At 69.6% G+C, this 13,164-nt stretch carries 14 protein-coding genes; 6 read left to right on the forward strand and 8 right to left on the reverse strand.

Annotation, left to right across the window (positions count from 1 at the left end):
* Positions 1–12: 12 nt before the first annotated feature.
* Entirely contained in the window at positions 13–1,248 is a 1,236-nt protein-coding gene (locus RKD05_RS12485; RefSeq protein ID WP_424710398.1) for a sugar ABC transporter substrate-binding protein, read from the reverse strand.
* A gap of 163 nt (positions 1,249–1,411) precedes the next feature.
* Between RKD05_RS12485 and RKD05_RS12490 the strand changes: the two genes are divergently transcribed.
* Positions 1,412–2,416 carry a LacI family DNA-binding transcriptional regulator gene (locus RKD05_RS12490; protein WP_424710399.1) on the forward strand — a complete coding sequence of 335 codons (1,005 nt, stop codon included), beginning with the start codon at positions 1,412–1,414 and terminating at the stop codon, positions 2,414–2,416.
* A 147-nt stretch (positions 2,417–2,563) separates the two neighbouring features.
* On the opposite strand, the gene RKD05_RS12495 is transcribed toward RKD05_RS12490, so the two are convergent.
* Positions 2,564–3,322, reverse strand: a complete 759-nt coding sequence (locus RKD05_RS12495) for an SDR family NAD(P)-dependent oxidoreductase (RefSeq protein ID WP_424710400.1) — start codon at positions 3,320–3,322, stop codon at positions 2,564–2,566.
* A 74-nt stretch (positions 3,323–3,396) separates the two neighbouring features.
* Between RKD05_RS12495 and RKD05_RS12500 the strand changes: the two genes are divergently transcribed.
* On the forward strand, positions 3,397–3,960 hold the full coding sequence (locus RKD05_RS12500; protein WP_424710402.1) for a TetR family transcriptional regulator: 564 nt from the start codon (positions 3,397–3,399) through the stop codon (positions 3,958–3,960).
* Between the two features lie 15 nt (positions 3,961–3,975).
* Here the strand turns inward: RKD05_RS12500 and RKD05_RS12505 are convergent, their stop codons facing one another.
* The 5 genes from RKD05_RS12505 to RKD05_RS12525 all read right to left on the reverse strand — a co-directional run bounded on the left by RKD05_RS12505 (position 3,976) and on the right by RKD05_RS12525 (position 8,230).
* A complete protein-coding gene (locus RKD05_RS12505; protein WP_424710404.1) occupies positions 3,976–4,440 on the reverse strand; it encodes a SixA phosphatase family protein in 465 nt (154 codons plus the stop codon).
* 146 nt (positions 4,441–4,586) lie between these two features.
* Entirely contained in the window at positions 4,587–4,937 is a 351-nt protein-coding gene (locus tag RKD05_RS12510) for a gamma-glutamylcyclotransferase family protein (protein ID WP_424710406.1), read from the reverse strand.
* Positions 4,938–4,997: 60 nt separating this feature from the next.
* On the reverse strand, positions 4,998–6,272 hold the full coding sequence (locus RKD05_RS12515) for a DUF445 domain-containing protein (RefSeq protein ID WP_424710408.1): 1,275 nt from the start codon (positions 6,270–6,272) through the stop codon (positions 4,998–5,000).
* Positions 6,272–7,435, reverse strand: a complete 1,164-nt coding sequence (locus RKD05_RS12520; protein ID WP_424710410.1) for an acyl-CoA dehydrogenase family protein — start codon at positions 7,433–7,435, stop codon at positions 6,272–6,274. Before RKD05_RS12520 ends, RKD05_RS12515 begins: the two co-directional genes overlap by 1 nt.
* A 42-nt stretch (positions 7,436–7,477) precedes the next feature.
* Entirely contained in the window at positions 7,478–8,230 is a 753-nt protein-coding gene (locus RKD05_RS12525; protein WP_424710412.1) for an alpha/beta fold hydrolase, read from the reverse strand.
* A gap of 65 nt (positions 8,231–8,295) precedes the next feature.
* Between RKD05_RS12525 and RKD05_RS12530 the strand changes: the two genes are divergently transcribed.
* On the forward strand, positions 8,296–8,700 hold the full coding sequence (locus RKD05_RS12530) for a pilus assembly protein CpaE (protein ID WP_424710413.1): 405 nt from the start codon (positions 8,296–8,298) through the stop codon (positions 8,698–8,700).
* 12 nt (positions 8,701–8,712) lie between these two features.
* On the opposite strand, the gene RKD05_RS12535 is transcribed toward RKD05_RS12530, so the two are convergent.
* Complete coding sequence (locus RKD05_RS12535) at positions 8,713–9,918, reverse strand: MFS transporter (protein WP_424710415.1); 1,206 nt, start codon at positions 9,916–9,918, stop codon at positions 8,713–8,715.
* A gap of 385 nt (positions 9,919–10,303) precedes the next feature.
* Between RKD05_RS12535 and nrdH the strand changes: the two genes are divergently transcribed.
* Genes nrdH through nrdE form a run of 3 tightly spaced genes read left to right on the forward strand, consistent with a single transcriptional unit; the run spans position 10,304 to position 13,141 of the window.
* The gene (nrdH, locus tag RKD05_RS12540) at positions 10,304–10,537 is read left to right on the forward strand and encodes a glutaredoxin-like protein NrdH (protein WP_022878810.1); all 234 of its coding nucleotides are present in this window, start codon (positions 10,304–10,306) and stop codon (positions 10,535–10,537) included.
* Between the two features lie 25 nt (positions 10,538–10,562).
* Entirely contained in the window at positions 10,563–10,997 is a 435-nt protein-coding gene (nrdI, locus tag RKD05_RS12545) for a class Ib ribonucleoside-diphosphate reductase assembly flavoprotein NrdI (protein ID WP_022878811.1), read from the forward strand.
* Between the two features lie 11 nt (positions 10,998–11,008).
* Positions 11,009–13,141, forward strand: a complete 2,133-nt coding sequence (nrdE, locus tag RKD05_RS12550) for a class 1b ribonucleoside-diphosphate reductase subunit alpha (protein ID WP_197462574.1) — start codon at positions 11,009–11,011, stop codon at positions 13,139–13,141.
* Positions 13,142–13,164: the final 23 nt, after the last annotated feature.

Raw genomic sequence — 13,164 nt, forward strand, 5'->3', positions numbered from 1 at the left:
GGACGGTCGCGCCTACTTGGCGATCGCCTCGAGGTTGCCCTGCACCGTGGTGAGGATCGCCTGCGGGTCCCCGGTCTTCAGCGACTCCAGCTGGGCGTTGAAGTCGGTGATGACGTCGGCCGCGCCCGCGATGTTCGGCGGGAACTGGGCGTACTCGGCTCCGGCGAGGAACGCCGTCAGGTTCGGGTTCGCGCTCGACCATGCGTCGGCGGCGGACTGGATGGACGGCATCGGGCCGAACGCCTTCGAGAACGCGAGCTGCTGGTCGGTGCCGGTGAGGTACTCGGCGAGGGCGCGGGCGTTGTCCTGGTTGGTGCTGTCGGCGGCCATGCCCCAGCAGTTGGTGAACTGCAGCGTCCCCTTGCCGCCGGGACCGGCCGGCAGCTCGGCGACGGTGTACTTGACGTCGGGGTAGTCGGCGGTGAGGGCACCGGTGATCCAGTTGCCCTCGATGGTCATCGCGGCCTTCTGGGTGCCGAACGCCTCGCCGCCCCACCCGGCGCCCACGTCGGACGCGAAGGCGAAGCTGCCGTCGTTGAGGTGCGTCTTGACGTACTGCAGGGCCTCGATGTTGGCCGAGCTGTCGGCGGTGGCCTTGCCGTCGCTCAGCAGTCCGCCGCCGGCCTGCGCCATGAACGCGCCCACGCGCTGGTATTCGGCACCGAACGCGAGACCGACGCGGCCGTCCGCGGTGAGCTTCTGGGCGACGGATGCCAGTTGGTCCCACGTCTTCGGGATGTCGGCATCCGTGAGTCCCGCCGCCGACCACAGGTCGGTGTTGATGACGAGGGCCAGGGTCGAGAAGTCCTTGGGAGCGCAGTAGAACTTGCCGTCGACCGTGAAGTTGTCGACGAGCGAGGAGTAGAAGTCGTCCTTGTTCGCGAGGTCGTCGCCGTAGGCGGCGATCGACCCGTTCGCCGCGTAGCCGGCGAGGGCGTCGGGCGCGAGGTAGAAGAGGTCCGGCGGCGACCCTGCCGCGAAACCCTGGGACAGCTGCTGGGGGAGGTCGTTCGCGACCTGCACCTTCGCGTCGACGCCGGACTCCTTCGACCACGCGGCGACGGCGTCCTCGACGGCCTGGGTCTCGGCGTCGCCCGACGAGCCGATGAGGATCGACAGCGAGCCGCCGGAGGACTGTTCGGCGCTGCCGGAATCGTTGAAGCCCGAGCCGCAGGCGGTGAGTGTCAGGGCCCCGGTGGCCAGGAGCGCTCCGGCTCCGAGCCAGGTGCGGGCGATGTGCCGTGTCATGTGTCTCTCTCCTTCGATGAGGCATGCGACCCCTCCGCGGTGCCCGGAGGGCCGAGAGTTTGAACGTTCAAACTCCGGTCCGACTAAAGTACGGAGCGGCGGGCCGCGCTGTCAAGCCGTCGCGCCAGACCTACGATGACCGTCGAGACACCGGGAGGACGGGATGACGAAAGCCCCCACCGTCGAGGACGTCGCGCGCGTCGCGGGCGTCTCGCGGCAGACGGTGTCGAACGTCGTGAACACCCCCGGCATCGTGCGCGAGGCGACGCGGATCCGGGTCGAGGCGGCGATCGCCGAGCTGGGATACCGCCCGCATGCGGCCGCGCGGCGCCTGCGCACGCGACGGAGCTCGACCATCGGCATCCACCTCGATCCCTATGCGGGCGGGATCGCCGGCGTCGTACTCGACCGCTTCGTCCACGCCCTCACCGAGCGTGCGAGCGAGCGCGACATGCGGGTGCTCCTCTACGCCGCGCGCACCGCGGAGGAGGAGATCGAGCGCCTCGGCGATCTGCTCGAGGGGGGAGAAGTGGATGCCGTCGTCGTCACCGGCACCTTCCACGGCGACCCGCGCACGGGGTGGCTGAACGAGCGCGGGCTGCCGTTCGTGTCGTTCGGGCGTCCGTGGGGCGAGGACGACGTCGCCGCCCCCGCGCACCTGTGGGTGGATGTCGACGGCGCGGCCGGGACGCGCGCGGCCACCGAGCATCTGCTCTCCGGCGGTCGCGGACGCGTGGCGTTCCTGGGATGGCCGACCGGATCCGGCACGGGCGATGAACGCGAGCGCGGCTGGCGCGAGAGCGTCGGCGCGGCCGCGGGTCCGCGCTGGGTCGTCGAGGACAGCGTCGCGCTCGCCCGCGACGTGATCGCCGAGGGCCTCGCCCGGGACCCCGACGTGGACGGCATCGTGTGCGCGAGCGACTCGCTCGCCATCGGCGCGCACCTGGCCACCACGGTCGCCGGGCGCGCGGACATCCCCGTCATCGGCTTCGACAACACCCCCGCCGCCGAGGCGCTCGGGCTCTCCAGCGTCGAGCAGCTGCCCGAGCGCGTGGCATCCGGAGCCCTCGACCTGTTGATGGGGGAAGAGGGCACGGTCGTCGCCCCGCGCCCCGCGACGGCGGGTGCGGCGCACCGGCTGGTGGTGCCGCGGCTGGTCGTGCGCTGACGCGCGGGTCGCTGCCGCGCGCGCTCAGTGCCCGTGTGCCGAGATCGAGTGTCCACGACACGCCGCGTGCGCGCGGGTGCGAACGGCGTGTCTTGGACACTCGACGGGCGGGGCGGCGGCGCCTCGGGGCACCGCCGTCGGTGCGCGTCAGATCGCGGACCAGCCGCCGTCGCTCGGGAGGATCGCGCCGTTGACGTTGGCGGAGTCGTCGCTGAGCAGCCACGTGATCGCCGCCGCGAGCTGTTCGGCCTGGGCCATCGGCGGAATCACGACCTGCATGAGCGGGCCGATCCGCGACCCGGCGTAGTCGCTCCGCATCGGCGCCTCGATGTTGGTCGCGACGGCGCCGGGAGCCACCGCGTTCGCGCGGATGCCCTGCGGGCCGTGGAAGAACGCCACGCTCTTCGTGAACCCGACCACGGCGTGCTTCGACGAGGTGTAGGCGACGCCGGCCGCCGAGCCGCGGAGGCCCGCCTCCGACGAGACGGTGACGATCGATCCGGCGCCGGCCTCGATCATGCGCGGCAGCACGGCGCGGGTGAGGCGCATCGGCGCGGTGAGGTTGACGGCGAACACGCGCTCCCACGTCGCGTCGTCCACCTCGCTCGGCGGCAGGAAGCCGTCCATGATCCCGGCGATGTTCGCGAGGCCGTCGATGCGGTCGCCCGCGGCATCCAGGAGGGCGGCGATGGTGTCGGCGGACGAGACATCGCCGACGACGGTGGCGACGTCGAGACCGGCGAGCTCGGCGGCGAGGGCCTCGAGGCGCTCCGCGATCACGTCGGTGGCGACGACGTGGCCGCCCTCCTGCGCGATCCGGTGGGCCGTGGCGCGTCCGATGCCCGATCCGGCTCCGGTGACGATGATGGTCTTGTCGGCGAAACGTCCGGCGGTTGACGGTGACATGAGAACTCCTCCTCGAGATCGGGTGGCGCGAGGCGCGTCAGCACCGTTATAGCACTGAGTGCCGAAAGGATGCCATGACCCGTTCCCCCGGTCGTCCGCGCACGATCTCCCCGGATGCCGTCTCGCTCGTCGCCCTCCGCCTCTTCGACGAGAGAGGGTTCGACGCGGTCTCGATGGACGACATCGCGCGCGAAGCCGACGTCAGCCGGCGCTCGCTGTTCCGATTGTTCCCGAGCAAGCAATCGTTGGTCTGGGGTGGGCTCGACGAGTTCGTCGCACGCTTCCGCGCCGCCCTGCGCGTAGACGGTGCGGATGCGCTCACGGCGCTCCGATCGGCCTACGTGACGGCGTCGGTCTTCCCCGACGACCAGATCGAGGTGACGCGCCGGAGGCTTCGTGTCATCCATGCCACCCCGGCGCTCGACCTTCGCGCCGACCCCCGTCTGACGGCGCTCACCGACGAGATCCACCGATTCCTCGCCAGCCAGGACCCGGAGGGTGGCGAACTCGCCGCCGTCGTTCGGGCGCACGCCCTCGCCGCCGTCGCCAGTTCCGCGCTCACCTGGTGGGCCGAGCACGACGACGGGCGGCCCGAGGACGTGCTCGCGCGGGCGTTCGCCGTCGGCGGGACCGTGTGAGGAGTCCGGCGGACGTCAGGGCGTGAGGAGCTCGAACTCGTCCGGGGCGGTCGTGCCGACGTCGTCCCAGTCGCCCTCGTGCCACGTGAAGACCGCCACCGCGGACGTGACCATGCGCACGTCGCGCTCGGCCAGTCTTGAGACGAGTTCGCTCATGCCCGGGTCGTGCGCGACGACCATGACCTCGCGCGCACGGGTCGCGCGCGCCGCTTCGAGCAGCGTGTCGGCGTCGGCGAGGTAGAGCTCGGACTGTTCGGTGACGCCGACCTCGAACTCCTCAGCGAAGGCGGCGGCCGTGCTCCGGGCCCGCACCGCGCTGCTGGAGAGCAGGACCTCGGGCCGCACGCCCCGGCGCAGGACCGATCGCGCCACCGTCGGCGCGTCGCGGCGTCCTCGGTCGTTGAGTGGCCGGTCGTGGTCGGCAACGCCCTCGTCCGCCCAGTCCGACTTGGCGTGCCGGGCAAGGATCAGTTGAATCATCGTCTCTCCGCTTCGCTGCCGTGAGGAGTCGGACGCGGAGCGCGCGGGGCGCGAGGGTCGAACCGGCATCCGAGACGAGGATATCGACGGCGACCCGCTGCAAACCGGGGGTGGCGCGCTCGGCGTGTCCCGTGCGAGGAGGGGCCTCAGTGGCCGACGTAGACCCAGGCGCGGATGCCGCTGGCCAACACCACCGAGACCCGTCGGTATAGCGACACTTCGTACTCGTCCGCGGCGTCGAGCTCTTCCGGGGTCAGCGCGAGCACGCGCCCGAAGACGCGGTCGCGGTCATCGTCCGTCCGCCGCAGGATCGGATGCGACGCGAGCCCCGACAACTGCGCGACGCGGTCGTCGTCGATATCGGTCCACTCGAGCCGGTAGCCGTGGAGGACGTCGTCCTCGCCGGCGAGCAGGCGCCCGAACGTGTCCAGCTGCACCTCGGGCAGCTGGAGGGTTCCATAGGTGAAGAGGAGCTCGGCCCCCGAACCGGAGTTCACGCGCTCAGGGTACCCAGCGCGGCGGTGCCCCAGCGAGGAGTTTCGTCCCTTTTCGGAACGTCACGACCCCCACGCGAGGTGTGCGACGGTGAAGATCGCGAGCCCCGCGAGAGCACCCACGACGGTGCCGTTGAGCCGGATGTACTGCAGGTCGCGGCCGACCATGAGCTCGATCTTCTCGGTGGTCTCGGCGGCATCCCACCGCTCCACCGTGTCGGTGATGATCGACGCGATGTCGTGGCGGTAGCGCTCGACGAGGAAGACCGCGGCATCCGTGACCCAGCCGTCGACGCGGCGCTGCAACGACTCCTCGCTCTGCAACCGCACACCGACGTCGGCGAGGGCCGCAGCGGCGCGACGGCGCAGTGCGCTCTCGGGGTCGGCGAGGGAGCGGAGGAGCCCGGCCTTGGCGGTGTTCCACGCGTCGGCGGCGAGACCGCGCACGCGCGGGCTGTCGAAGATGGATGCCTTCGCCTCCTCGAGGCGCATCCGGGTGGCGGGATCGTGCTGCAGGTTGTCGGCGAGGCGGGCGAGGTACTGGTCGATCGCGATGCGGGCCTGGTGGTGGGGGTCGGCCCGCACCGCGTCGACGAACCCGACGGCCTCGCGGTAGACGGTGTCGTCGACGAGGCGCGACGCGAGACTCGGCACCCAGGAGGGGAGGCGGCGCGAGACCAGACCCTGGAACATCTCGCGGTTGTTGCCCAGCCACACCGCCACATTGTCGAGCGCGAGGTCGACGGCGCCGTGGTGCGCGTCGGCGTTCACGACGCGCTCGAGCCACCCGCCGACGGACGGACCCCAGTCCGGCTCCAGCAGGTGCTCGCGCGCCAGGTCTTCGATGAGGCCCTGCACGTCGTCGTCGCTCAGGGCGCGCAGGACGCTGGATGCGAGGGTCGCGCCCTCCGCGGCGAGCCGCTCGGCGTGGGCCGGGTCGGCGAGCCACGCGCCCGCGCGCGCGGCGAGGGGCGTCGCCTCGAGCTTCGTGCGGACGACATCGCCCTCGAGGAAGTTCGTCTCGACGAACTCCCCGAGCTGCTGGCCGATCTCGTCCTTGCGGCGGGGGATGATCGCGGTGTGCGGGATCGGGAGGCCGAGTGGCCGCCGGAAGAGCGCCGTGACGGCGAACCAGTCGGCCAGCGCGCCGACCATGCCGCCCTCGGCCGCGGCCCGGACGTACTGCAGCCACTCGATGTCGCGTTGCAGCGCGAAGGCGACGGCGAAGATGACCGCCATACCGATGAGGGCACCGAGCGCGACGGCCTTCATGCGCCGGAGCGCCCGGAGACGCTCCTGGTCGGCGGGACTCAGCAGCGCCGCGGGTGTGCGCGCCATCAGGCGTCGACCGGTCCGAGCCAGGCGGTGGCGAGTGCCGAGTGCGCGGACTCGGGGTCGGAGGGGTGGAACTGCCCGGCCAGGACGTCGCGGTACAGACGGCTCAGCTCGGTGTGCGCGAAATAGGACGAGCCCCCGCTGACGAGCATGGCCTCGTCGACCACGGTCTTCGCCGCGGTCACGGCGCGATGCTTCACGCCGGCGAGGAGCGAGAACCAGCGCGCGCCGTGGTCGACGCGGTCATCGACGTCGGTGCTGAGCGCGGCGATCTGCGGGGGCAGCGCGTCGTAGGCGAGCGCCATGTCGGCGATGCGCCACCGGATGTCGGGGTCGGCCGCGTAACTCGCGCCGGTCTTCTTCGACCGCCGGGCGCGCGCGGCGTCGACCGACAGGTCGAGCGCGCGGCGGGCGATACCGGTGTAGACCGAGGCCAGCAGGATCTCGAACACCGCGAAGATCCCGAACACGAGTGGGTCGGGCTGGGGGCCCGGGTCGAGTCGGCGCACGACGCGGTTCGCCGTCGCGTGGGCACCGCGCAGTTCGGTGGTGCGGCTCTGCGTGCCGCGCATACCGATCGTGTTCCAGTCGTCGCGCGACACGACGTTCTCGTCGCGCTCGAGGAACGCGAAGACCATCTTCGGTGCGTCGGGCGACGTGGTGTCGAGCCCGTGCACGCCCAGGTGGTCCCAGACGGGAGAGAGGGACGTGAAGATCTTCGTGCCGGTGAAGCGGTAGCCGCCCTCCCCGTCGGGCGCGGCGTCGGTGTCGCTGCCGAACAGCACGAGGTCGTTGCCGGCCTCGCTGATGCCGAACGCGAAGACCTCGCCCGCCGCGGCCCCCCGCAGCACGAACTCGAGGTCGTCGATCCCGCGGTCGCGCAGGACCTTGGCGACGCCCGTCCACACGAGGTGCATGTTCACCGCGAGCGCCGTCGCCGGAGCCGCGCCGGCGAGGCGCTGCTGCAGGACCGCGGCCTCGGCGAGCGAGAGGCCCGCGCCGCCGAACTCCTCGGGCGAGAGGATGCCGAGGTACCCGGCGGCCCGCAGATCGTCGAGGTCGGCGTCGGGGAACGTGTTGTCGCGGTCGTGCACCGGCGCGCGTTCGCGCAGCCGCGCGAGCAGGTCGTCGGGGAGGAACCGAGCGGGATCGAACGCGGAGGACATGGCATCCATTCTGGTCCTCCGCTCCGACATCGCGGCCGCGTGTCAGCCGAGCGCCGTAAGGAGCTGCGCCACCGTCTCGTCAGGACGGTCGCGGTGCGGCGAATGCCCGGCCCCCTCGACGACGGACATCGTCACGACCGGGTTCTGCAGCACCTCCTCGGCGAGGGCGCCCGTGAAGATCGAGAAGACGGCCGGATCGGCACCGATCACGTGCGTCGGCACGGTCAACGCCGCCGCCTCCGCCCGGACGTCCCACGTGACGTTCTGCTCGCTCGTCTGCTCGACAGCCCAGCGGCTCGCGCGTTGCGTCGCGCGCGCCTTCAGCTCGACATCGAGCGGATGCCACGTCGGGTGCTCGGCCCGCACCGCGGCGACCGTCGGGTCGGCGAAGGCCTGTTCCTGACTGGCTCGCACTGTCTGGCGGTCACGCTCGGCGAGGTGGATCGCGGGATCGATGAGGACGAGGCGGCGCGTCCAGGTCGCGTCACCCGCGGCGGCGAGCGTCGCCGCGGCACCGCCCAGCGAATGGGCGATCACGGCGTCCCACGAGCCTCCGGCCTCCGGACGCGTCGCGGCGAGATCTGCACCGTACGCGGCGAGGGAGTAGTCGAGCGCGCGCGGCGCGTCGCCGTGGCCGCGCAGATCGACCGCGACCGCGTGCCACCCCGCGTCGGCGAGGGCGGTGCCGAAACGCCACATCAGCGCGCCGTCGGATCCGAGTCCGTGCGCAAGCAGGACGGTCGGACGGCCGACGGCGCCCCAGGACAGGCGGGGGAGTGTCACGGGAGCAGGCATGGCATCCATTCTGTCCCGTCTACCGTGCGGCCCCGACGCCGCCTGCCGCCCCCAGAATGGATGCCATGATCTCGACCGAGATGGCCCTGGCGCTCCGCGAGGCTGGTCTGGTGTGGCATCCGCGCTCGGGCGACCGCTTCCAACTCGACGAGCCGGAATTCGAGGCCGACATCTTCACCGTGAGCGAGATGACGGTGGAACCGCGCGACTACCCGACCGGACGCATCCTGGCGTTCAACGGCACCACCGAGTGGGCGCTGGACTCCGTGGCGACCGAGGATGCGCTGTGGCTGCCGTCCGAGGCGCAGCTGCGCGAGATGCTGCGCTCGGCGTTCCGGTCGTTGCGGAGGCTGTCCGACACGCACGAGGTCGAGATCTCGATCGGCGGCACGACGCTCGTGTTCGACCACCCCGAACCCGCGGATGCCTACGCGCTCGCGGTGCTGGAACTCTTGCGCCGCACGCACTGAGCGCGAGATCGCTCAGGTGATGGTGTGCACCGGCTCGGTGTCGGGGATCGGGCTCGCGTCGCGGTGACGCAGGTCGGGGAACCCGCGGACGAACAGCACCGAGACGATCAGTCCCGCGGCCGCGAAGCCGGCGGCGGCGATGTAGGCGCCCTGCGGGCCGACGCCGTCGACCAGGAAGCCGGCGACCGCGGAACCCGCGGCGGCGCCGATCAGCTGGCCGGTCCCGATCCAGCCGTACGCCTCGGCGGTCTCGCTGAAGCGGACGCTCGCCGATGTCATCGCGAACATCACCGCCAGGGCCGGGGCGATGCCCGCCCCGGCGACCAGCAGCGTCCCGCCGAGCCACCACGCGTTGAGGGACACGATCGTGAGGCTGAGGCCGACGGTGACGATCGCGAGGCGACGCGCCATCGCCCAGCGGCCGATCGGGATGTGCCCGAACGCGAGGCCGCCGGTGAGGCTGCCGATCGCGAAGACGGCGAGCACGAGACCCGCCTCGAGACCGCCGTGCGAGAACGTCGCGACGACGCCGGCTTCGACGGCCGCGCACGCGCCGATGAGGAGGAAGCCCGTCGCGGTGGCGAGGATCACCGGCGGCTTGCGCAGCACGCTGCCGAGCGCGCGGCGGCTGCGCGGGATGCGCACGCGACCGACCTCTGGACTGAGGATGAACCACGCGCCGCCGCCGAGGAGGATCACGACGATGAGGAGGAGCGCGGGAACCGTGCCCGCCTGCGTGCCCACGAGCGTGATGAGCACGGGCGCGAGCACCCAGATGATCTCCTGCAGCGAGGCATCCAGGGAGTAGAGCGGCGTCAGTTGGGACGAGTTGACCATCTTGGGATAGATGGTGCGGACGGCCGACTGGACCGGGGGAGTGGCGAGACCACCGACGAAGCCGAGGGCCATGTACACCGGCAGCGGCACGACGAGCAGCGCGATCGCCGCGATGGCGGCCGCGCACAGCACGAGCGTGACGGTGAGGACGCGGCGCATGCCCCAGCGGCCCATCCAGCGGCTGGTGACGGGTCCGGCGATGGCCTGGCCGACGCTCGTCGCGGCGAGGACGAGCCCCGCGGCACCGTAGGAACCGGTGACGTGCTCGATGTGCAGGAGCACGGCGAGGCTGATCATGCCGTTGGGGAACCGCGCCGTCAGCTGCGCGGCGATGATGCGCCCCACTCCGGGGGTTCTGAGGAGTACGCGGTAGCCGGCCACCGCACCACGCTACCCGGTGCCCCCGACATCGCGGTCGGTCGGCGGTGCGGAGGCCGGAGCGACACGCCGCGACACGCCGAAGCGAGATATCCACCCCCTGTGCGATGTCGGAACCCCCGTCTAACGTCCGAGCTGTGGATGGATGCCGGAAGGAGGCGAAAAATCCGCGGAACGGCGGGCCTCGACGAGGTCGAAACGGGGTCGCCGCCTGTGGATGAAATCGTGGACAACCTGTGTTGTATATGGGGAGAGCGGTGGAAAATCACATCCGTGTAACTACTACCCCTTGTGGTTCCCCCCGATGTCCGTCCCCATATGTAGTATTGAGCTCCCGGCCCGCTCCGAGCGGTCGGACGACGATTTTCCAGGGGAGAGAGAGAACGAAATGGCGATCACGGTCTACACCAAGCCGTCCTGCGTCCAGTGCAACGCGACGTACCGCGCACTCGACTCGAAGGGCATCGAATACAACGTGCTCGACGTCACCGAGGACCCCGCGGCCCTCGAGCAGGTCAAGTCGCTCGGGTACCTCCAGGCCCCCGTCGTCATCACCGACGAGGACCACTGGTCGGGATTCCGTCCCGACAAGATCGACGAGCTGGCTTCGCGCCTCGCCTGACCCCCGACGGGCTCAGAGGGTTCTCATGAGCGCTGTCCTGTCGGAGACCGAGGCTCCGCTGCTCGTCTACTTCTCGAGCGTGTCGGGAAACACCGCACGTTTCATCGAGAAGCTCGGCAAGCGGGCCGTCCGCATCCCCCTGCGACCGACCGACCCGCCGCTCCACGTCGACGAACCCTATGTGCTGGTCACCCCCACCTACGGCGGGGGTGTCGGCCACGGCGTCGAGAAGGGCGCCGTCCCCAAGCAAGTCATCCGCTTCCTCAATGAGGAGCGCAACCGACGTCATATCCGCGGGGTCATCTCCGCGGGCAACACCAATTTCGGCGACGCGTTCTGCCTCGCCGGAGACGTCATCAGCCGCAAGTGTTCCGTGCCGCACTTGTATCGCATCGAAGTATTCGGCACACCAGAAGACGTCGAGCGCGTCACCGAAGGATTGGAACAGTGGTGGAAGTAGGGCTGAGCGACGTGGACTTCAAGACCGAGGCGCGTTTCGAGGGGCTGGATTACCACGCCCTGAACGCGATGCTGAACCTGTACGACGCCGACGGCAAGATCCAGTTCGACGCCGACAAGCGGGCCGCGCGGGAGTACTTCCTGCAGCACGTCAACCAGAACACCGTGTTCTTCCACTCCCTCAAGGAGCGTCTCGACTACCTCGTCGAGAAGGAGTACTACGAGCCCAAGGTGCTCGAGAAGTACTCGCTGGAGTTCATTCAGGAGCTCAACGACCGTGCGTACGGCAAGAAGTTCCGCTTCGAGACCTTCCTCGGCGCGTTCAAGTACTACACGAGCTACACGCTGAAGACCTTTGACGGGAAGCGCTACCTCGAGCGCTTCGAGGACCGCGTCGTGATGACCGCCCTCGCGCTCGCCGACGGCGACCAGCGTCTCGCGGTGCAGCTGGTCGACGAGATCATCTCGGGCCGCTTCCAGCCGGCCACCCCGACGTTCCTCAACGCCGGCAAGGCGCAGCGCGGTGAGCTCGTCTCGTGCTTCCTGCTCCGCATCGAAGACAACATGGAGTCGATCGCCCGCGGCATCAACTCTGCGCTGCAGCTGTCGAAGCGCGGTGGCGGCGTCGCCCTGCTGCTGTCGAACATCCGCGAGTCGGGCGCCCCGATCAAGCAGATCGAGAACCAGTCCTCGGGCATCATCCCCGTGATGAAGCTCCTCGAAGACAGCTTCAGCTACGCCAACCAGCTCGGAGCCCGTCAGGGCGCGGGTGCGGTGTACCTCAACGCGCACCACCCCGACATCCTGCGCTTCCTCGACACCAAGCGTGAGAACGCCGACGAGAAGATCCGCATCAAGACGCTGTCGCTCGGTGTCGTCATCCCCGACGTCACGTTCGAGCTCGCCAAGAACGGCGAGGACATGTACCTCTTCTCGCCGTACGACGTCGAGCGTGTCTACGGCAAGCCGTTCGGCGACATCTCGGTCACCGAGAAGTACCGCGAGATGGTCGACGACCCGCGCATCAAGAAGACGAAGATCAACGCGCGCGAGTTCTTCCAGACCCTCGCCGAGATCCAGTTCGAGTCGGGCTACCCGTACATCATGTTCGAGGACACGGTGAACAAGGCGAACCCGATCAAGGGTCGGATCAACATGTCCAACCTGTGCTCGGAGATCCTGCAGGTCAACACCCCGACGACGTACAACGAAGACCTCTCGTACGCCGCCATCGGCAAGGACATCTCCTGCAACCTCGGTTCGATGAACATCGCGCTGGCGATGGACGGCCGCGACCTGGGCCTCACGGTCGAGACCGCGATCCGCGCCCTCACCGCGGTGAGCGACCAGAGCCACATCGCCTCGGTCCGTTCGATCGAGGACGGCAACGACCGTTCGCACGCGATCGGCCTCGGCCAGATGAACCTGCACGGCTACCTCGCTCGCGAGCACGTGCACTACGGCTCCGAAGAGGGCATCGACTTCACGAACATCTACTTCTACACGGTGCTGTTCCACGCGCTGCGGGCGTCCAACCGCCTCTCGATCGAGCGCGGCACGTCGTTCGACGGCTTCGCCGACTCGACGTACGCGTCGGGGGAGTTCTTCGACAAGTACACCGACCAGGTGTGGGAGCCGCAGACCGCCAAGGTGAAGGAGCTGTTCGCCGGCATCCCGATCCCCACCCAGGACGACTGGCGTGAGCTCAAGGCATCCGTCCAGCAGTACGGCATCTACAACCAGAACCTGCAGGCCGTGCCGCCGACCGGCTCGATCTCGTACATCAACAACTCCACGAGCTCGATCCACCCGATCGCGTCGAAGATCGAGATCCGCAAGGAAGGCAAGCTCGGTCGCGTCTACTACCCGGCGCCGTTCATGACGAACGACAACCTGGAGTACTACCAGGATGCCTATGAGATCGGTTACGAGAAGGTCATCGACACGTATGCCGCCGCCACGCAGCACGTGGATCAGGGTCTGTCGCTGACGCTGTTCTTCAAGGACACCGTCACCACCCGCGACATCAACAAGGCCCAGATCTACGCGTGGAAGAAGGGCATCAAGACGATCTACTACATTCGCCTCCGTCAGCTGGCGCTCGAGGGCACCGACATGACCGAGTGCGTCTCGTGCATGCTCTGATCCGCTGATCACGAATTCTTATT

Source organism: Microbacterium sp. SLBN-111, assembly GCF_049739645.1.
In the GTDB taxonomy this organism is placed as follows: domain Bacteria; phylum Actinomycetota; class Actinomycetes; order Actinomycetales; family Microbacteriaceae; genus Microbacterium.